We start from the raw sequence: 19,458 nt of genomic DNA on the forward strand, positions 1-19,458 counted from the left end.
GACACACGTCGACCGACCGGAACGCGTCGGTCGACGGGTACGCGTCCGCGCACTCAGGAGCACGCCGGGCGCCGGCCATGCCTGTGCAGAGCGAGCATCTCGTACGTCTACGGCAACGCGCTCGATCCCTCCCCGTCGGCCGCGCCCGGATGTGATCGTCGTGCGCCGACCGACGGGGGCGAGAGGCGGAGGCCGTGGGGTTTGTGGGGCTGTTCCCCGTCACTACAGTGCGGCGCTGGCCATCAGCGCGAACGCGGCGATCGTGAACAGCGTGCGGATGATGTGCAGCTGGTTCCACCGCGGTTCGAAAGCCTTACGGACCTCGGCAGCGGGAGCGGTGGGCGTGGCCTTCTCCGAGGCGGCGAGCGCGTTGTTCAATGGGATATTGCCGATGATGGTGATCAGGTGGTTGATCACCGCACAGGCCAGCCCGGCGACGAGCAGCCACTGCTGGGTGTCGGTGCGGTCGTCCACGGAAATCGCCAGGGCGAGAGCCGGGAAGACGATGATCCCGGCGAACGTCAGCAGAAACAGCGGGCGCGGCACGACTTCGTTGATGCGGCGCATGACCGACAGGAATTGATCGTCGGTCAGCTTGGCGAGCGATGGCATGATCGCCGTCTGGAACGTCAGCATGAAGCCCGCGTACAAACCGTTGAAGATGATCGCGAGCGCAAGGAAAAGGGTGGCCATGGCGGACATCATGGCCCGGCAGGGCAGGCGGCGCAGCAGTCATGTCGTTCCCCTCGACCATGCGTCGCCTCCCTTCCGCCCTTCCCCCGTCGGCCAGTTCCTTACGACCGTCGCTCGCCCGCTCCCTCTGTCCGTCGCGCCTTCAGCCCTCCCGGACCTCAGTCCTTGATTCGCTGCGCCTGGGTGATCGACTCGGCAAGCTGACGCACCGCGCTGTCCTCGGTGGTGTCCGCCAGCTTCCTCGCACGCTGCGCCAGTTCGCCCAGGCCGGGTGCGCCGGGCATCGAACCGCCGCGCAGGGACTCGGCGAAGTACGCCGCGACCGCGGTGACCTGGAACCTGCTGGAGGCAGCGCCCCACAACGCCCCGTCCACCGCCTTTGTCTCGACCGAGCCTGTCTGCTCGTGCGGTGCCCGCGTCTTCGGGTCGAGCCAGCGGACCGTTGCCGTGGCGACGTGGCCGCTCGCCCCCTCACGCAGCCGCACCGCGTAGAGGGCCGTGACCGTGTGGCCCGGGCCGACCTCGCCGCCGTCCACCCGGTCGTTGCGGAAGTCCTCGTCCGCAACGGCCCTGTTCTCGTACCCGATGAGGCGGAACTGCTGCACCGTTTCGGGGTCGAAGGCCACCTGCGCCTTGGCGTCACGTGCGCGCAGTTCGACGTGGCTGGGCAGCTGGTCCACGAACACCTTCCGGGCCTGCTCACTGGTGGAGACGTAGGTGGTGTGACCGTCACCCTTGTCCGCGAGCCGCTCCATGAGGTCGTCCCCGTACTCACTGCCGACTCCGACGCCGAACAGCGTGATGCCGTGTTCCCGCCGGGCATCGTCGATCCGGTCGAGGATCGCTTCGGCATCCGTCTCGCCGGTGTTGGCCAGGGCGTCGGAGAGCAGAACGACACGGTTGGTGGCACCGCGCCGACGGCCTTCCACAGCCTCCGCGTAGCCGGCCCGCACGCCCGCCTCGACATTGGTGGAGTCGGTCGGTTCCAGGCCGTCGATCACCTTGTGGATCCGGGAGCGATTGCCGTCGAGGCGGGTCATGGGCAGCCGGGTCTCGGCTTCGTCGCTGAAGGTGACGACGGCGATGGAGTCGTCGTCGCGCAGCTGGTCGGTGAGGATTCCCAGCGACTCCTGGACGAGATCGAGCCGGCCCGGTTCCGCCATGGATCCGGAGATGTCGATGACGAAGGTGAGGGCGGCGGGCGGCCGTTCACCCTTGCGGTCGGACGGGCGGGTGGAGAGCCCGACACGCACCAGCGACCAGCCGTCGCCTTCCACCTCGCCGCCGACCTCTCCGCGGGCCTCGCCCTCCGAGCCACGAGGACGAGCTCCGTCGACGCTCACAGCGAAGCCGTCGCCCTTGGGCCGCGGATAGTCCTGCCGGAAGCTGTTGATGAACTCTTCCGGCCGGATGTTCTCCGCGAGCGGCTGCTGTCCGTCCTTCAGCGTGCGACGGGCGTAGCCGTAAGAGGCGGTGTCCACGTCGAGCGCGAACGTCGAAAGGTAGTCGGCCGGCGGCAGGGACTTGTCGTACGCACCGTCGCCCTGCCGCTCCCCTTCTGTGCCGCCGTCCACGCCGGTCGCAGGCGCACCTCCTCCGCCGTCCGGAGCGATGGGAGCGGGTGCCGGCTCGGCACCGTCGTTCCCTCGCTGCTGGGAACCGTCGTAGGAGGAGCTTCGGTCGCTCTGGCCTCCGGCGCCGCAGCCGGTGGTCAGCAGCATCCCTCCGGCCAGCACCGCAGCGAGTAGTCCCCTGTACGTCCTTGCGCAGAGCTTCATCCGGACCCCCTGGTCGTCAGCACTTGTGAATGTGACGTCCGAGACGGTTCAAAAGAGCAGTCGAAGGAGTTGCGGATGAATCTCGATGCGGCAACGGGCGGACGGAGTCAATCCGGTCCCCGCGGCGCCTGAGGCGCCGGAGCACACTGTCGTTCGGTCATGGTCCCCGTTCCTTCCCTCGCGTTCGTGCCTCCAGCCTGCCCACGCCAGGTGTCGAACAGAAGGGGGTGGCAAGGACTCGCCAGTCCCTGACCAGGCTCTTGTCACGATGAGCAGCGCTGTGCGTACATGGAGTTGCCAACACGGATCCGGGGGGACGGACCGTGGGGCGGCGGGAACGGCAGGGGGATGGTGTGCCATGTCGGTGGCAGTGGTTCCGGGCTCCGTGCTCGGCCAGGAGATGACGAGGTCTGTCCTGCGGGAGACGCCAGGACAGCCGATCACAGGAGTGGCGAACGTCAGAGCGGCCTTGACGGGCCTGGTCCGCTCGGCACGTCGTGAGCTCCTCAGCTTCGACGACCCGGCCGGGGCACCCGGTCTCGGGATCGCGGAGCCCTTCCTGGAATTGGCCTGTGCGGGCGTCCGTGCGAGCGGCGAGCGGACCGCCACGGTACGGCGGATCGCACCCCGCCACAGTCTGGTGCACATCCGCGATCGTGCTCGCTTTCCCGGTGACTCCCGGGTGACCGACACCATTCCGTTCAAGATAATCGTCGCCGACCGTGCGGTCGCCGCCGTTCCTCTTGACCTGGAACTGCATGACAACGGCGTGCTGCTGATTCGGGATCCCGTTGTTGTCCAGACCCTGGTCCGCACCCATCGCGCCTGGTGGGACACCGGCGAGGAACTGACACATCATCCGGCGTCCGATGAGGCGCCGGCTCATCTACGGCCGGTGCTCAAGGCCTTGCTGGCGGGACTCACGGACGAAGCGGCCGCGCATCGGCTGGGAATGTCCGGGCGCACCTACAGCCGACGCGTGGGTGAGCTGATGACGGCACTCGGTACGACGAGCCGCTTCCGGGCGGGAGCGGAAGCGGCCCGTCGTGGCTGGGTCTAGGCCCGCCGCGAGATCCGGGCCGGTCGTGGACATGGATGCAGGCACGGCCCGACTCAGCCAGGTCGGATCCGGGCCCGGCGAGACCTAACCAGGTCCGGGCCCGGGGCCGGGACTGGCAACCGGGCCCGGTGGGACGAGACCTGGCGGGCCAAGAGGTCACGTCGGATCACGTCCGGCGGGACGACACCAGGCCCGGTGCGACCATGCCGGCCAAGCCGACGCGCGGCCACCCACGCTGACGCCCCGTCTCGTCTCGGCTCGGCTCGGCTCGTCTCGGCTCGGCTCGGCTCGGCTCGGCTCGGCTCGGCTCGGCTCGGCTACGACACGATGTCCTTCCGGGAGAAGTTCCGGAAGGCAAGCGCGAACAGCACCAGCGCATAGGTCACCGATACCGCTGCCCCCTTGACCATGCCGCCCCACTCCAGCTGCGGCTGGAGAGCGTCGATCCAGGCGAACTGCCAGTGCGCCGGCAGCACATCGCGCCACGAGCCGAGCGCGGTGACCGCGTCCAGCACATTTCCGACGATTGTCAGACCGACCGCTCCGCCGACCGCGCCCAGAGGGGCGTCAGTCTTGGTGGACAGCCAGAAGGCAAGCCCCGCAGTGACGAGTTGGGAGACAAAGATGAAGGCGACGACGAGGGCCAGCCGGGGCACGGTGTCGCCCGTGGCGAGGGATCCCCCCGTGGGCAGTGCCAGCGGACCCCAGCCGTAGGCGATCGTGCCCGCGATCAGGGCGACGAGCGGCAGCAGCACCATCGCTGCCGCGCTGAAGCCGAGCGCCACCGCCAGTTTCGACCACAGCAATCGGGAGCGCGGCACGGGCGCGGCCAGCAGGTAGCGCAGGGACGACCAGCTCGCCTCCGACGCCACGGTGTCGCCGTGGAAGAGCGCGACCGGTACCACCAGCAGGAAGCCGGCCGAGACGAAGAGACAGGTGGCGGCAAAGTTCGCGGCCGAGGCGGTGGCCGTGTCGATGAGGGTGATCCGACCACCCTCATCGCCGTCCGGGGTGCCGCCAATGGCGAAGGCGATGATCAGTACGAGGGGCAGTGCCCCCAGGATCGCGGCCATCACCATGGTCCGCCTGCGCTTCAGCTGCCGCACAGCCTCGACGCGCAGCGGCAGGGTGTGCCGCGCCCGGTATCCGGGGGCCGAGTCGACCAGCGTGCTCATGCGGAACCTCCGATCAGGGTGAGGAAGGCATCCTCCAGGCGGCGGTGCGGGCCCACTCCGGTCAACGGCACATCCAGCCGGACGAGTTCGCTGATCATCGACGTGGCGCTTGCTCCGTCCAGTCGGACGAGCAGTCCTTCGTCCACACGAACGGCGGAGTCGATCCCTGCCAGGGCGCCGATCTTCTCGATCACCGGATCGGACACCTCGGTGCTGGTGGTGACCAGCAGGGTGTCGCCCTCGCCCGTGATCTCCGCGACCTGTCCTGCCTGCACCAGCCGGCCGCGGTCCATGACCACCAGATGGGTGCAGGTCTGCTCGACCTCGGAAAGGAGGTGACTGGAGACGATGACCGTGCGGCCTCCGGCGGCGTACCGGATCATCACGTCCCGCATTTCGCGGATCTGCGGCGGGTCGAGCCCGTTGGTCGGCTCGTCGAGGATCAGCAGATCCGGCAGACCGAGCATGGCCTGGGCGATGGCGAGACGCTGCCGCATGCCTTGCGAGTAGGTGCGTACCGCACGGGCGAGGGCGTCACCGAGTCCGGCGATCTTGAGGGCGTCCTCGATGTGCGCGTCCTCGGAGGGGCGGCCGGTGGCCCGCCAGTAGAGCTCCAGGTTGTCGCGGCCCGACAGATGCGGAAGGAAGCCCGCCCCTTCGACGAACGCGCCGACCCGGGAGAGGACGGGCGCGCCCGGGCGGATGGCTTGGCCGAAGACGCGGATCTCACCGGCATCGGGACGGATGAGCCCCATGAGCATGCGCAGCGTGGTCGTCTTGCCCGCGCCGTTCGGTCCGAGGAGGCCGAGTACCTGCCCCTTCTCGACACGGAAGGAGAGGTCCTGCACGGCGTAGCGGTCGGAGGACTTGGAGTAACGCTTGGTGAGCCCGGTGATCTCCAGCGGGACGGCGGCGAGGTCGGGGTCCGGTGCCGGGGCGGCGACGCGGCGGCGGGCGGTGAACAGCAGCGCGGCTGCCACGAGTGCGCTGGCGGCCGGGAGGCCCCAGGTCCACCACGGCAGACCCGCGGCCTGGGTCTTCACGGCCGGAGCGGTGGGTACCGAGAGCGCCGTGCCGTCGGCGAGGGCGACGGTGTAGGTCGCGGGTTTCGGCGGAGACGCGTACGCGAGGTCGGTGGCGGAGAGCACGAGACGCAGCCGATGTCCGGCGTCGACCTCGTGGTCCACGGCAGGCAGGGTCAGGGAGACGTTCTTGCCCTGCTGGGCGCCGTCGATACGGACAGGGGCGACGAGCTGGGAGGGCAGAACCTGTTCGCGGCCGTCTGGGCCTACGTCGTAGACCTTCCCGAACAGCACCGCGTCGCCGTTGGAGGAGGTGACGTTGACGCGGACCGTCGGGGAGCCGGTGATCCGCAGGGACTGCTCGAGGGGGCGTGATTCGAAGCGTGCGAACTGGCCGGGGAAGTCGAGGGAGAGTCCGACTCCGAGGGAGGAGAGCTGGTTGATGCCACCACTGATACCGGGGACGGCGGAGATGGCGGGCGGAGTGGCGCCGGCCGGGTTGGAGAAGGTCTGCTCGCGGCCTGTGAGCGGGATCGGCCGGACGCCGCTCTCCAGGCCCGGATAGCGGTTGCCGGTCGCGCCGCGCAGCAGAGCCTGGCCGTCGGTGGAATCGACACCTCCGGTGCGGCTGACGCGGAAGGCGGGTCCGGTGTCGGCGTTCTTGTCCTGGCCGAGGTAGCGGTCGAACCAGGAGCTGATGCGGCTCTCGATCCGGGCAGTCTCGCGGTCGCCGCCGTCGTGTCCGCCGGCGATCCAGTCGACGGAGACGGGCGCACCGTTGGCCTTGATCTGCTGAGCCATGGCGTCGGCGTGACCGAGCGGGAAGAGCGAGTCGGACTGGCCCTGGAAGATCAGGGTGGGCACCTTGATGCGGTGGCCGACAGCAGAGGGGCTGCGGCGTTCGAGGAGCTGCTCGGCGGCGGCGTCGGGCTTGCCGGCGACGGCGACGCGCTCGTACATCGCGCAGAGGGCGGGCTGGAAGCGCCCACAGGCGCCGGGGTTCGCCGGGCCTGCCGCGGTTCCGGGGGCGCTGTTGCCGCCCGATCCTGCGGGGCCGGATCCGGCCCCGGCCGGCGCGTCACCGGCGGGGGTGTCGGCCGGTGCGTCGCTGGAGGGGCCGGCGGGGTTGCCGCCTGCCGAGCCGGTGGAGAAGAAGATGCCTGCCCAGAGCTTCTTGAAGACGCCGTTCGGGAAGAGGGCGTCGGAGAGGTTCCAGTAGGAGATCGCCGGGGCGATGGCGTCGACGCGCTTGTCGTATCCGGCGGCGAGGAGGGAGATGGCACCGCCGTAGGAGGCGCCGGCGACTCCGACGCGCGGGTCGCCGTCGGCGTCCAGCTGCACCTCAGGGCGGGCGGCGAGGTCGTCGATCAGCCGGGAGACGTCCTTGACCTCGTGGTCGGGGTCGTTGAGGCCGATCTGTCCGGTGGATTCGCCGAATCCCCGGGCCGACCAGGTCATCACGGCGTAGCCGTCGCGGGCGAGCTTCTCCGCCTGGGCGCGGACGTCGTCCTTGCTGCCGCCGAAGCCGTGTCCGAGGAGAACGGCAGGACGTCGTTCGCTGCCACCGGTGGTGAAGTAGGAGGTGTCGATCTTCGCCCCGGGCATGGCCTGCACCTTGTCCTGCCGGTGCACGGGCGGGGTGCTGTCGTCCGCGACCGCGGTCCAGGTGCCCGCGCCGGCGAGGACGGCCAGGGCAGCGCCGCCTGCGAGCCATCGGCCGCGCGGCCGGGGAAGTCGGATCTGCATGGTTGAAACCCTAAACGGAATGGCTATGGGCTCTCTGCTGCCGCCAGGGGGAAGTGGTTGGCATCCCCGAGTAGTAGGTGGAGCGTTACGCGTACACCAGCCGCGGTATGCGTGGGCCGTGCGGGTAAGGGTCGGCCTGTCGCCCGGGACCGCCACCCGCGCTCGCACCGCCACCCGCATCAACACCAGCCCTCTCCCTCCGGACCTCCTCCCGCCGGCTCCGCTCAGCCGGGCCAGGTGGCCTTCACCAGCCACAGGCGCGCCGTGAGCACGACACCGCTCTCGCTCTCCCTCTTGTTCTGCCTCGTGTTCTCCCTCCCGCCCTCGCCTTCTCCCTTGCTCCAGCCATCGCCATCGCCATCGCCTTCCTCCTTGCTCCAGCCATTGCCATCGCCATCGCCGTTGCCCTCGCCCCCCTTGGTCTCGAACGGGCGGAACGCCTCGGTGGCGGCCGCGCGGGCCCGCGCCACCGCGTCGGGATCGGCGTCGCGCAGCCAGTGGCGCATCGGGCCCCAGCCGAAGAGGAAGGCGGTGGCGTCCTCGGCGTCCTTGCCCCACCGCTGAGGGACCTCGAGTTCCGTCGCGGTGGCGTTCTCGTAACCGGCGTCGCGCAGGATGCCGGTCGTGCGGGTGGGGTCGGCGAAGGAGGCGGGCCCGGTTCGGTCGTCACCGGACAGGTCGGGCAGGGTCACCTGGGTCGCTACCGCTGTGAAGATCTTGTACTGGCCCATGTGCCGGAATGCCTGTGGACAGACGAAGGCGAGCCGCCCACCGGGGCGCAGAGCACGTCCGACGTTGGCGAAAGCGGCGACGGGATCGGCGAAGAACATGACGCCGAAGCGGCTGAGGGCGACGTCGAATGAGGCGTTTTGGAAGGGGTGCACCTGGGCGTCGGCGCGGAGGAAGGAGACGTTGTCGATGCCCTCTTCGGCGGCTTTGGCGCGGGCGGTTTCCAGCATGGGTCCGGAGAGGTCGACACCGAGAGCATGTGCGGCGTGGCCTGCGGCGATACGGGTGAGTTGGCCGTTGCCGCAGCCGATGTCGAGGACGGAGTCGGAGGCGGTGATCCGGGCCGCTTCGAGGAGCGGGGAGTTGGCGGAGTCGTTGAGGCTGTCGTAGCGGGACGGGTTGTCCGCCCAGTGCCGACCCTCGTAGCCGTTCCACGCCTCTGCCTGATGGGTGTTCACAATGTGTGCGTCCGTCATACGAACCATGGTGACGCTCTCTTGTGTCGTACGTCACGTCACGAGACGCTGGTCAGCGCGTCCGCATCCCCTGGCACCATGCACACCCGTACTTGCCCGTCTCCCGGTCAACGAAAGGTCAGGTGCACGAGATGAGAACCCCCACCCGCCGTTACGGTGCGCTGATACCCGCAGTCGCACTTGCGGCCGGTCTCCAGTTCGCCGCCTCCCCCACCGCGCAGAGCGCGACGATAGGCGACCTCCGTCTCGCTCCTTCCTCAACTGCCGTCGCCAATAGCTGGATCGTCGTCCTGAAGGACGGTTCGACGCGTGCCGCGGACTTCGGCGTCACGCCCCAGCACACCTATCGCAGCGCCCTCGCGGGCTTCTCCACGACGATGTCCGACGCGAAGGCTGCGAAGCTCGCCGCCGACCCGCGGGTGAAGTACGTCGAGCAGAACGAAACGATTCGCCTCAACGAAACCCAGACGAACCCGACCTGGGGCCTCGACCGCATCGACCAGCGGGATCTGCCGCTGTCGAAGTCGTACACCCACAACACGCCGGCGTCGAACGTGAACGCCTACATCATCGACACCGGAATCCGTACGTCCCACAGCGAGTTCGGCGGCCGGGCGAGCGTCGGCACGGACACGGTGGGCGGCGGTCAGAACGGTCAAGACTGTCAGGGACATGGCACTCATGTCGCGGGCACGGTCGGTGGCAAGACCTACGGCGTCGCCAAGGGCGTCAAGCTCATCGCCGTACGCGTCCTGGACTGCAACGGCTCCGGCACCACGGCCGGTGTCATCGCGGGCGTCGACTGGGTGACCGCCAACGCCACGAAACCGGCGGTGGCCAACATGAGCCTGGGTGGCGGGGCCAACACCTCGCTGGACAACGCGGTGAAGAAGTCCATCGCCTCCGGCGTGAGCTTCGCCGTAGCCGCGGGCAACGGCAACTTCCTCGGCATTCCGCAGAACGCGTGCAACTCCTCCCCCGCCCGCGTTCCCGAGGCGATCACGGTCGGCGCGACGGACAACACGGACCGCCGGGCCTCGTTCTCCAACTTCGGCACCTGCCTGGACCTGTTCGCGCCGGGTGTGAACATCACATCGGCGTGGCGGACGAACGACACCGCCACCAGCACGATCTCGGGCACCTCGATGGCCGCGCCGCACACGGCGGGCGTCGCGGCGCTCTATCTGGCGACCCACACCACAGCGACCCCGGCGCAGGTGCGGGACGCCCTGGTGAACAACGCCACGAACAACAAGGTCCAGGACCCGAGGACCGGTTCGCCGAACAAGCTGCTGTACTCGCTGTTCTAGTCCGTTCACGGACGCCGAGCAGATGAAGGCCCCCGGGACGCGGCAGGTGCCGCCACGCCCCGGGGGCTTCCTCATGCCGCGTCGCCCGGATGGGAATAGGGACGCTCGTCGGGCAGCAGGCTGCGGGCGGTGTCCAGGTCACCCTGGCGGACCAGGGCGTGGATCCGATGGGCGATCGGAGTGACGTCGGTGATGGAGGCGGTCCACTCGTCCGCGTAACGGCGCGACGCCTCCCCCGCGAGTCCCAGCTGGAGCGAACGGCACGGCAGCGGCCGCTGGTGCAGATCGCGCTCGGGATCCCACTGCACCCTGGCCGGTGAGCTCTTCAACTCCCGCTTCCAGGAGGGGCGGTCGGCGTGCACATCTCTGTCGTAGTGCGAGAGGCAGGAGTTCTCCAGGGCCCAGTCGAAACCGTCACGAACGATCTCGACGGCGAGGACGATCTCCTGACCTTCTTTCAGGCCCCAGCCGCAGCGGTACATCATCCACAGGAACGACGGCTTGATCCATGTCATGCGGTCGCGCTTCCAGGTCGCCGGAAAGCGCCCGTCCCGTGCCGCGGGAACGCCGATGGTGGGTGAGTAGGCCTGGTAGACGGTGATCGTCGAGGCGGTGTGGAGCGCTCGGATGCGGCGCGCGGGCTCGTGCATGCACATCAGCGTGCGGCCGGCTCCGACCACGGACCACTGATTTACGGCTCCGCCCACGCGACGGTCACGCCAACGCCAACGCCCGCCCCGCGCGACGCCAACGCCCGGCCAAGGCCAACGCCCGCGTCCCGGTCATGGCTCCGGCCCGTACGGAAGAGGTTCCGTACGGGCCGGGGAGCACCTGCCGCCGGCCGGGGAGACACCCTGCCGTGAGCGAAATCAGTGGTTGCGCGGGAAGCCCAGGTCCACGCCCACCGGCGCCTCCGACGGGTCCGGCCAGCGGGTCGTGACCACCTTGCCGCGGGTGTAGAAGTGCACGCCGTCGTTGCCGTAGATGTGGTGGTCGCCGAAGAGCGAGTCCTTCCAGCCGCCGAAGGAGTGGTAGCCGACGGGGACCGGGATCGGGACGTTCACGCCGACCATGCCCGCCTGGATCTCCAGCTGGAAGCGGCGGGCCGCTCCGCCGTCGCGGGTGAAGATCGCGGTGCCGTTGCCGTAGGGAGAGGCGTTGATGAGGTCCACACCGTCCTCGTACGTCTCCGCGCGCAGCACGCACAGCACCGGGCCGAAGATCTCGTCGCGGTAGGCGTCGGAGTCCGTGGAGACCTTGTCGAGCAGCGACAGGCCGATCCAGTGCCCGTCCTCGAAGCCGTCGACGGAGTAGCCCGTGCCGTCGAGCACCACCTCGGCGCCCTGGGCGGCCGCGCCCTCGACGTAGGAAGCCACCTTGTCCCGGTGGGTCTTGGTGATCAGCGGGCCCATCTCGGACGTGGGGTCGTTGCCCGGGCCGATCTTGATCTTCTCGGCGCGCTCGCGGATCTTGTCCACCAGTTCGTCCGCGATGGAGCTGACCGCCACGACCGCGGAGATCGCCATGCAGCGCTCGCCCGCCGAGCCGTACGCGGCCGAGACGGCGGCGTCCGCCGCCGCGTCCAGGTCGGCGTCCGGCAGGACCAGCATGTGGTTCTTCGCGCCGCCCAGCGCCTGAACCCGCTTGCCGTTGGCGGAGGCCGTGGTGTGGATGTAGCGGGCGATGGGGGTCGAGCCGACGAAGGAGACCGCGCTGACGTCCGGGTGCTCCAGCAGCGCGTCGACCGCGACCTTGTCGCCGTGGACGACGTTGAGCACGCCGTCGGGCAGTCCGGCCTCCGCGGCGAGCTCGGCCAGCAGCATGGCGGCCGAGGGGTCCTTCTCGCTCGGCTTGAGGACGAAGGTGTTTCCGCAGGCGATCGCCAGCGGGAACATCCACATCGGCACCATCGCCGGGAAGTTGAACGGCGTGATGCCCGCTACGACGCCGAGGGGCTGGCGGATCGCGGCGACGTCGACCCGGTTGGACACCTGGGTGGACAGTTCGCCCTTGAGCTGGGTGGTGATGCCGCAGGCGAGTTCCACGATCTCCAGACCGCGGGCGACCTCGCCCAGCGCGTCGGAGTGGACCTTGCCGTGCTCCGCGGTGATCAGCGCGGCGATGTCGTCGCGGCGGGCGTCCAGGAGCGCGCGGTAACGGAACAGGATCGCGGTGCGCTGCGACAGTGAGGCCGTGCCCCAGGTCGCGAAGGCCTCCTTCGCCGCCGACACGGCCGCGCCGACCTCCTCGGCGGAGGCCAGTGCCACCTGGGTGGTGACGGCGCCGGTCGCCGGGTCGGTGACCGGTCCCCAGTTGCCGGACGCGCCCTCGACGGTCTTGCCACCGATCCAGTGGTTGACGGTCTTCATTTCGAGCTCCTTCACAGATGGCGGCGTCGGGCTGCGACTTGCCGGTCGTACTCCTCCCGGGCCTTGACCGCCGACGGGCGGGTCGCGGTCGCGGCCACCGGAACATCCCACCACGCCTGCGCCGGAGGCGCGCCCGACACAGTGTCTGCCGTTTCGGTCTCGATGTAGACACCTGTGGGGACGTCGGCCGCCCGCGCCTCCGCCAGCGCTTCACGCAGGTCACGCACGGTCTTGGCGCGGATGACGCGCAGCCCGAGCGCGGCGGCGTTGGCGGCCAGGTCGACCGGCAGAGGGTCGCCGGTGTACGTGCCGTCCGGCGCGCGGTGGCGGTAGGCCGTGCCGAACCGCTCGGAGCCGACCGACTCGGAGAGACCGCCGATGGAGGCGTATCCGTGGTTCTGCAGGATGATCACCTTGATCGGGATGTTCTCCTGGACCGCCGTGACGATTTCAGTGGGATTCATCAGATACGTACCGTCGCCTACCAGCGCCCAGACGGGACGCCCGGGCGCGGCCATGCCGACGCCGATGGCCGCGGGGATCTCGTATCCCATGCAGGAGTAGCCGTACTCGACGTGGTACTGGTCGGCCGAGCGGGTGCGCCAGAGTTTGTGCAGGTCGCCGGGGAGCGAACCGGCCGCGTTGATCACGATGTCGTCCTCGGTGACCAGCGCGTCGAGCACGCCGAGCACCTGGGGCTGGGTGGGCCGGGTGTCGTCGTCGCCCTCGTAGGAGGCGTCGACGCGGTGCTCCCACCGCTCCTTGTCGTCGGCGTACTCCGTCTCGTACGCGGGCTCGACGCGGAAGGCCGGGCCCAGCGCGCCGGCGAGTTCCTCCAGCGCGGCCCGCGCGTCGGCGACCAGGGACAGGCCCGCCATCTTGTGGGCGTCGAACGAGGTGATGTTGATGTTCAGGAAGCGGACGGACGGGTTCTGGAACAGGGTCGATGAGGCGGTGGTGAAGTCCGACCACCGGGTGCCGACGCCGATCACCAGGTCGGCGGTGCAGGCGAGTTCGTCCGCCGTCGCCGTCCCGGTGTGACCGATGCCGCCGACGTCGGCGGGGTGGTCGTACGGCAGCGAGCCCTTGCCGGCCTGCGTGGAGGCGACCGGGATACGGGTCGCGTCGGCGAAGGCGCGCAGCGCGCCCTCCGCCTCGCTGTGACGGACACCGCCACCGACGACCAGCAGCGGACGCCGGGCCGAGGCGACGGCCCGCCGGGCGGCGTCGAGCGCCGTCAGGTCGGGCCGCGGGCGGCTCACCTGCCAGACGCGCTCGGCGAAGAAGTCCTCTGGCCAGTCGTACGCCTCGGCCTGCACGTCCTGGGGCAGGGCCAGCGTCACCGCGCCCGTCTCTGCGGGGTCGGCGAGGACGCGCATGGCCTGCAGCGCCGCGGGGATCAGCGCCTCGGGCCGCATGACGCGGTCGAAGAAGCGGGAGACGGGCCGCAGCGCGTCGTTGACCGACACATCGCCGGCGTAGGGGACTTCGAGCTGTTGCAGGACCGGGTCGGCCGGGCGGGTCGCGAAGACGTCGCCGGGCAGCAGGAGGACCGGCAGCCGGTTGATGGTGGCGAGCGCCGCGCCGGTGACGAGGTTGGTGGCGCCCGGACCGATGGAGGTCGTGACCGCCTGTGCGGACAACCGCCGGGACTGGCGGGCGTAGCCGACGGCGGCGTGCACCATGGCCTGTTCGTTGCGGCCCTGGATGTAGGGCATCTCCGGGCCGGACTCCAGGAGCGCCTGCCCCAGGCCGGCCACGTTGCCGTGACCGAAGATGCCCCAGGTCGCGTTGATCAGACGCGTACGGCGGCCGTCCCGCTCGGTGTACTGGCGGGACAGGAAGGCGACGAGCGCCTGGGCGACGGTGAGGCGGCGGGTGCTCATCGGTGGCCTCCCTCGGGTCCGGCTCCGGGTCCCGGTCCGGTTCCGGGCTCGGTTCCTGTCGCTGCTCCGGTTCCGGGTCCGGTTCCTGTCGCTGCTCCGGTTCCGGTCCCGGTTCCGGTCCCGGTTCCTGTGCCTGCCGCACCGGGTTCGGTTCCCGCCCGGGTCCCCGTTCCGTACAGCGGCAGCCGGGAATCCACCGGCTGCGTCGGCCAGGTGTCGCGGATCCAGCTGTGGTCCGGATGGTCGCGGATCAGCCATTCGCGGTCCGCGCCGGGCCCCGCCATCACATTCAAGTAGTACATGTGCCGCCCGGGCGCGGCGATGGACGGACCGTGCCAGCCGTCCGGGATGAGGACGGCGTCCCCGGTGCGCACCTCGGCGAGTACGTCGGCCCCGCCGGGCCGGGACGGCGAGACACGGTGGTAGCCGACGCCGCCCTGTTCGATCTCGAAGTAGTAGATCTCCTCCAGCTCGGACTCGGCTCCGGGCCGGTGCTCGTCGTGCTTGTGCGGCGGGTAGGAGGACCAGTTTCCGCCGGGCGTGAGCACCTCGACGGCGATCAGCTTGTCGCACCCGAACGTGTCGGCGGCGGCGAAGTTGTTGACCTGCCGCGAGCACGTGCCGGAGCCGCGCAGCTCGACCGGTACCTCCGGCGCGGGGCCGTAGCGAGCGGGGAGTCGTCGCTCGCACTTCGCTCCTGCCAGGGCGAAGCGGCCTCCCGCACCGGAGGCGATCTGGGCATGGGCATCGCGCGGCACATAGGCGAAGTCGCTCACTCCGCCGAAGACGCTCTCTCTGCCCTGCAGTTCGAAGAACTCGCCTTGTGTGTACACCGTGCAGCCACCGCTGAGCGGCAGCACGATCCACTCGCTGTCCCCGGTGTCGAGCGTGTGCGAGCCGCCCGGCTCCAGCTCCAGCACCCGCAGGCCGGAATACCCCCAGCCGGCCTGCTCGGGGTCGACGCGGAGGGCGTACGGCCCACTGGCCGCGCTGCCCGCCGGTACGTGAAGCTCCTGCAACTTGTCGGCGCTCATGACCTCTCCGTACCCCCTACAGCAGTCCTACGGCCGTATCGACCGCTCCGGCGACGTCCCCGTCGACCGGGTAGAGCAGCGAGCGTCCCACCACCAGACCCTGCACGGTGGGCAGTTGCAGCGCACCACGCCATTTCTCGTAGGCGCCGTGCTGATCGTCGCCGATCTCCCCTCCGAGGAGGACCGCCGGAAGCGTGGAGGTTTCCATCACCGACGCCATGTCGTCGGGGTTGTCGGTGACGGGGACCTTCAGCCAGGTGTACGCGGAGGTGCCGGCGAGTCCCGAGGCGATGGCGATCGACCGGGTGACCGCGTCGGCGCTGAGATCGTTGCGGAGTTGTCCGTCGGTCCGGTGACATATGAACGGCTCGACGAAGACGGGAAGCTGACGCTCGGCCATCTCGTCCACGGTGCGCGCGGTGGCGTGCAGCGTGTCGAGGGAGGCCGGGTCCCGGTAGTCGATGCGCAGCAGCAGCTTGCCCGCGTCGAAGCCGAGCCGGTCCAGGTCCTGGGCGCGGTAGCCGGTGAAGCGGTCGTCGAGTTCGAAGGAGGCGCCGGCGAGTCCCCCGCGGTTCATGGACCCGATGACCACCTTCTCGTCGAGCGCGCCGAGCAGCAGGAGGTCGTCGAGTATGTCGGCGGTGGCGAGGACTCCGTCGACACCGGGCCGGGAGAGGGCGAGGCAGAGCCGTTCCAGCAGTTCGAGGCGGTTGGCCATGGCGAGACGGCTGTCACCGACGGCGAGCGCGCCGCGGGCCGGGTGGTCGGCGGCGATGATCATCAGCCGTCCGCTGTCACCGATGAGCCGTGGCCGTCTGCGCCGGCGCGCGGCGGCCTCGGCGACGGCCTCCGGATGCCGGGTGCGGATCCCGACGAGCTCGGCGATGTCGACACGGCTCACGAAGCGGCTCCGGGCGAGTGAGGGGCCGGCGGGGGCGGTGGCGGCGTCCGCGGCGCGGTGTCGGAGGGCGGCGCGGTGAGCGTGCCCGGCGGGTTCTCCGGCGCGCTCGGCGGCGGTGTGGGCGACGGCGGTACGGAGCCTCCGGCCAGGACCTGGTCGACCTCGGAGGCGTACGGCATCGCGCTGGAGCAGGCGAGCCGGGCCGCGACGATCGCCCCGGCGGCGTTCGCGTACCGCATGATCTGCTCCAACGGCCGGTCGGAGAGCAGCCCGTGGCACAGCGCCCCGCCGAAGGCGTCGCCCGCGCCCAGCCCGTTGACCACCTCCACCGGGACGGGCGGGACCTCGGCGCGGGTACCGTCGCGGTGCAGGGCGAGGACCCCCTTGGGGCCCTGTTTGACGACGGCCAGTTCCACCCCGGCGGCGAGCAGGGCGCGGGCTGCCGCGTCCGGTTCGCGCTCGCCGGTCGCGATCTCGCACTCGTCGAGATTGCCGACGGCGACGGTGGCGTGGGTCAGGGCCTCGCGGTAGTACGGCCGGGCCTCGTCCGGGTCCGTCCAGAACATCGGCCGCCAGTCCAGGTCGAAGACCGTGATGCCGGCCCGGTCGCGGTGGGCGAGGGCGGCGAGTGTGGCGCCCCGGCTGGGCTCCGTGCACAGGCCGGTGCCGGTCATCCAGAACACGCGCGCCTCGCGGATCGCCGCCAGGTCGAGTTCGCTCTCGTGGATCTCCAGGTCGGGCGCTGTGGGCTGCCGGTAGAAGTAGAGGGGGAAGTGGTCCGGCGGGAAGATCTCGCAGAAGGTCACCGGTGTCGGGTGGGCGGCCACCGGCGTCACCCAGCGGTCGTCGACGCCGAACTCGCGGAGGGCCTGGTGCAGATAGTCCCCGAACGCGTCCTGGCCGGTTCGCGTGATCACCGCCGTCCTCCGGCCGAGCCGGGCCGCGCCGACGGCGACATTGCTCGCCGAGCCCCCGAGGAACTTCCCGAACGTGTCGACCTGTGCCAGCGGGACCCCGGTTTGCAGCGGATAGAGGTCCACCCCGATCCGTCCCATCGTGATCACGTCGTACGGCTGAGGCATGCGCGTCCCTTCACTTCGACGCCGGCTGTCCCCAGGTCTAATGCTCCCTCCTGAGCCCTGTCAACATTTTGTCCTGACATTCGGACGAAGGCTTGACACTCTTCCGAGGCGGCCGGAAAGCTCGGCCGCATGACCTCCTCCGTACCCTCCCTGAACCGCATCCGGGTCGGATCGGCCCCCGATTCCTGGGGGGTGTGGTTCCCCGACGATCCCCAGCAGGTCCCCTGGCAGCGCTTCCTCGACGAGGTGGCCGACGCCGGCTACGAGTGGATCGAGCTCGGGCCCTACGGCTATCTGCCCAGCGACCCCGCCCGTCTCGCCGAGGAGACCACCCGCCGGGGTCTGAAGGTCTCGGCGGGCACGGTCTTCACCGGGCTGCACCGCGGGCCGTCCGTCTGGGAGAAGACCTGGGCACACGTCTCGGACATCGCCGCACTCACCCGCGCCATGGGCGCCGAACACCTGGTCGTCATCCCCTCGTTCTGGCGGGACGACAAGACCGGCGAGGTGCTGGAGGACCGCACGCTCACTCCGGAGCAATGGCGCGATCTGACCGCCCAGACCGAACGGCTGGGCCACGAGGTGCGCGAGCGCTACGGACTGAAGATCGTCGTCCATCCGCACGCGGACACCCATGTCGACAGCGAGGAGAACGTCGGCCGCTTCCTCGACGCGACCGACCCCGCCCTCGTCTCGCTCTGTCTGGACACCGGGCACTACGCCTACTGCGGCGGTGACAGTGTGAAGCTGATCGAGACCTACGGCGAGCGGATCGGTTACCTCCATCTGAAGCAGGTGGATCCGGACATCCTCGCCGAAGTGGTCGCCGACGAGGTTCCGTTCGGCCCCGCCGTCGGCCGGGGGGTGATGTGCGAACCGCCGTCCGGCGTCCCCGCACTGGAGCCCGTACTGGCCGCGGCACAAGCCCTGGACGTGGAGCTCTTCGCCATCGTCGAGCAGGACATGTACCCGTGCCCGCCGGACAAGCCCTTCCCGATCGCCCGGCGCACGCGCCGGTTCCTGCGCTCGTGCGGGGCCTGAAGGGCAGGGCCTGCCCCGTGGTTCCGGCCTGATCCGCACGACAGGCCCTGGGGCGTCGCTTCTGTCACCGTTGTCGCACGGTCATCACGCATGTCTCCATTACGCGGGTTTTCCGTCACAGGCGCTCAACAGCCCCACTCTTCCCTCCAGTCACCGTCGTTCATCGGGCACAGGCTCAGTGATCACCAGCGCCCGCGCGGCAGCTCCCCCGACGGCCCCCCGGCCGCCGCTGTCGCGCACACAGGGAGGTGCCCCTCAGATGACGGACAGAAGACTCTGGTCATACAAGGAGATCGCCGCACACATCAAGGTGCAGCCGGACACGGTCCGCTCCTATCGCAAGCACGGTCTTCTCCCTCCGCCCGACCATGTGGAGACCGGCAAGCCCTACTGGTACGCGGACACGATCCGCGTCTGGGTGGCCAACCGCCCCGGAAACAGGAGCCGCAGAACCGACTGACCGCGCGCCGGTCAGGCGCCCCGACCCCCCGATATCGACTGCCACCCCCGTCCCGCACCCCGCCCGGGTGCGGGACTTCGTCGTACGCGCCGATGGAGGCGGACGCGGGCCGCGGAGGGGCGCGCCGACGGTGCGGGCAACGCGTCCTCAGTACCCCCTAGGGGTATAGTATGGTGAAGGTGCCATCGCCTCCGCAGCCCCGGGGGCCTCTGGTACACCTTGAGCACGCCTCTCAAGCCCCCGAGGAGAACCACATGACCGCGGAGACCGAGACTTCCCCGACCGCCCCCGCGTCCGGCTGCTGCGGCGGCGGCGCCTGCGGCAGCGGTGCGGCCGATGTGCAGATCGGCGGCGTCACCGCGGTCTATCAGGTCACCGGCATGACCTGCGGCCACTGCGAAGGTGCCGTCTCCGGCGAGATCTCCGCCCTCCCGGGCGTCACCTCCGTCAAGGCCGTCGCCGCGACCGGCCAGGTGACCGTCGCCTCCGACGCGCCCCTGGACGAGGCCGCCGTGCGCGACGCCGTCGACGAGGCCGGGTACGAGTTCGTCGGCCCCGCCTGAACACGCAGGCCGCTCGATCAGTCTTCCGCCGGGCCGGCCCGACCAGTCGCACACTGGTCCGGGCGCGGCCCGGCGCCGTTGTCTGGAGTCCCCACCGTGGAAACGTCCGTGCACACGACCCAGGTCGAACTCA

General features: G+C 70.1%; 16 protein-coding genes. 5 read left to right on the forward strand and 11 right to left on the reverse strand.

Annotation, left to right across the window (positions count from 1 at the left end; translation table 11 throughout):
- Positions 1-222: 222 nt before the first annotated feature.
- Both ABTX78_RS12685 and ABTX78_RS12690 read right to left on the reverse strand, forming a co-directional pair.
- On the reverse strand, positions 223-693 hold the full coding sequence (locus ABTX78_RS12685) for an anthrone oxygenase family protein (RefSeq protein WP_352206788.1): 471 nt from the start codon (positions 691-693) through the stop codon (positions 223-225).
- A 158-nt stretch (positions 694-851) separates the two neighbouring features.
- On the reverse strand, positions 852-2,471 hold the full coding sequence (locus ABTX78_RS12690; RefSeq protein WP_352206789.1) for a vWA domain-containing protein: 1,620 nt from the start codon (positions 2,469-2,471) through the stop codon (positions 852-854).
- Between the two features lie 682 nt (positions 2,472-3,153).
- Here ABTX78_RS12690 and ABTX78_RS12695 point away from each other — a divergent pair.
- Positions 3,154-3,531: a helix-turn-helix domain-containing protein gene (locus ABTX78_RS12695; protein ID WP_352206790.1), complete on the forward strand. Its 378-nt coding sequence runs from the start codon at positions 3,154-3,156 to the stop codon at positions 3,529-3,531.
- Positions 3,532-3,848: 317 nt separating this feature from the next.
- On the opposite strand, the gene ABTX78_RS12700 is transcribed toward ABTX78_RS12695, so the two are convergent.
- The 3 genes from ABTX78_RS12700 to ABTX78_RS12710 all read right to left on the reverse strand — a co-directional run bounded on the left by ABTX78_RS12700 (position 3,849) and on the right by ABTX78_RS12710 (position 8,679).
- Complete coding sequence (locus ABTX78_RS12700; RefSeq protein WP_352206791.1) at positions 3,849-4,706, reverse strand: ABC transporter permease; 858 nt, start codon at positions 4,704-4,706, stop codon at positions 3,849-3,851.
- Complete coding sequence (locus ABTX78_RS12705; RefSeq protein ID WP_352206792.1) at positions 4,703-7,474, reverse strand: alpha/beta fold hydrolase; 2,772 nt, start codon at positions 7,472-7,474, stop codon at positions 4,703-4,705. Before ABTX78_RS12705 ends, ABTX78_RS12700 begins: the two co-directional genes overlap by 4 nt.
- A 224-nt stretch (positions 7,475-7,698) precedes the next feature.
- A complete protein-coding gene (locus ABTX78_RS12710; RefSeq protein ID WP_352206793.1) occupies positions 7,699-8,679 on the reverse strand; it encodes a class I SAM-dependent methyltransferase in 981 nt (326 codons plus the stop codon).
- A gap of 122 nt (positions 8,680-8,801) precedes the next feature.
- On the opposite strand from ABTX78_RS12710, the gene ABTX78_RS12715 reads away from it, so the two are divergent.
- Positions 8,802-9,989 (forward strand): S8 family peptidase, encoded by a 1,188-nt coding sequence (locus tag ABTX78_RS12715; protein ID WP_352206794.1) that lies wholly within the window; start codon positions 8,802-8,804, stop codon positions 9,987-9,989.
- Positions 9,990-10,060: 71 nt separating this feature from the next.
- Here the strand turns inward: ABTX78_RS12715 and ABTX78_RS12720 are convergent, their stop codons facing one another.
- From ABTX78_RS12720 to iolC, 6 genes are all read right to left on the reverse strand, one after another.
- A complete protein-coding gene (locus ABTX78_RS12720) occupies positions 10,061-10,639 on the reverse strand; it encodes a DUF4291 domain-containing protein (protein WP_352206795.1) in 579 nt (192 codons plus the stop codon).
- Between the two features lie 219 nt (positions 10,640-10,858).
- Complete coding sequence (mmsA, locus tag ABTX78_RS12725) at positions 10,859-12,358, reverse strand: CoA-acylating methylmalonate-semialdehyde dehydrogenase (protein ID WP_352206796.1); 1,500 nt, start codon at positions 12,356-12,358, stop codon at positions 10,859-10,861.
- Positions 12,359-12,369: 11 nt separating this feature from the next.
- On the reverse strand, positions 12,370-14,244 hold the full coding sequence (gene iolD / locus ABTX78_RS12730; protein WP_352206797.1) for a 3D-(3,5/4)-trihydroxycyclohexane-1,2-dione acylhydrolase (decyclizing): 1,875 nt from the start codon (positions 14,242-14,244) through the stop codon (positions 12,370-12,372).
- The gene (iolB, locus tag ABTX78_RS12735; protein WP_352206798.1) at positions 14,241-15,278 is read right to left on the reverse strand and encodes a 5-deoxy-glucuronate isomerase; all 1,038 of its coding nucleotides are present in this window, start codon (positions 15,276-15,278) and stop codon (positions 14,241-14,243) included. The genes iolD and iolB overlap by 4 nt, the downstream gene beginning before the upstream one ends.
- 16 nt (positions 15,279-15,294) lie before the next feature.
- Positions 15,295-16,179 carry a Cgl0159 family (beta/alpha)8-fold protein gene (locus tag ABTX78_RS12740; protein WP_352206799.1) on the reverse strand — a complete coding sequence of 295 codons (885 nt, stop codon included), beginning with the start codon at positions 16,177-16,179 and terminating at the stop codon, positions 15,295-15,297.
- Positions 16,176-17,261, reverse strand: coding sequence for a 5-dehydro-2-deoxygluconokinase (gene iolC, locus ABTX78_RS12745; RefSeq protein WP_352206800.1), 1,086 nt, complete (start codon positions 17,259-17,261; stop codon positions 16,176-16,178). Before iolC ends, ABTX78_RS12740 begins: the two co-directional genes overlap by 4 nt.
- Before the next feature lie 129 nt (positions 17,262-17,390).
- On the opposite strand from iolC, the gene ABTX78_RS12750 reads away from it, so the two are divergent.
- The 3 genes from ABTX78_RS12750 (at position 17,391) to ABTX78_RS12760 (ending at position 19,325) form a co-directional block, all read left to right on the forward strand.
- A complete protein-coding gene (locus ABTX78_RS12750; RefSeq protein WP_352206801.1) occupies positions 17,391-18,302 on the forward strand; it encodes a sugar phosphate isomerase/epimerase family protein in 912 nt (303 codons plus the stop codon).
- 259 nt (positions 18,303-18,561) lie between these two features.
- Positions 18,562-18,762, forward strand: coding sequence for a helix-turn-helix transcriptional regulator (locus ABTX78_RS12755; protein WP_340473180.1), 201 nt, complete (start codon positions 18,562-18,564; stop codon positions 18,760-18,762).
- 254 nt (positions 18,763-19,016) lie between these two features.
- Positions 19,017-19,325: a heavy-metal-associated domain-containing protein gene (locus ABTX78_RS12760; protein ID WP_352206802.1), complete on the forward strand. Its 309-nt coding sequence runs from the start codon at positions 19,017-19,019 to the stop codon at positions 19,323-19,325.
- Positions 19,326-19,458 lie beyond the last annotated feature (133 nt).

This window comes from Streptomyces sp. NPDC096193, assembly GCF_040302905.1.
Lineage (GTDB): Bacteria > Actinomycetota > Actinomycetes > Streptomycetales > Streptomycetaceae > Streptomyces.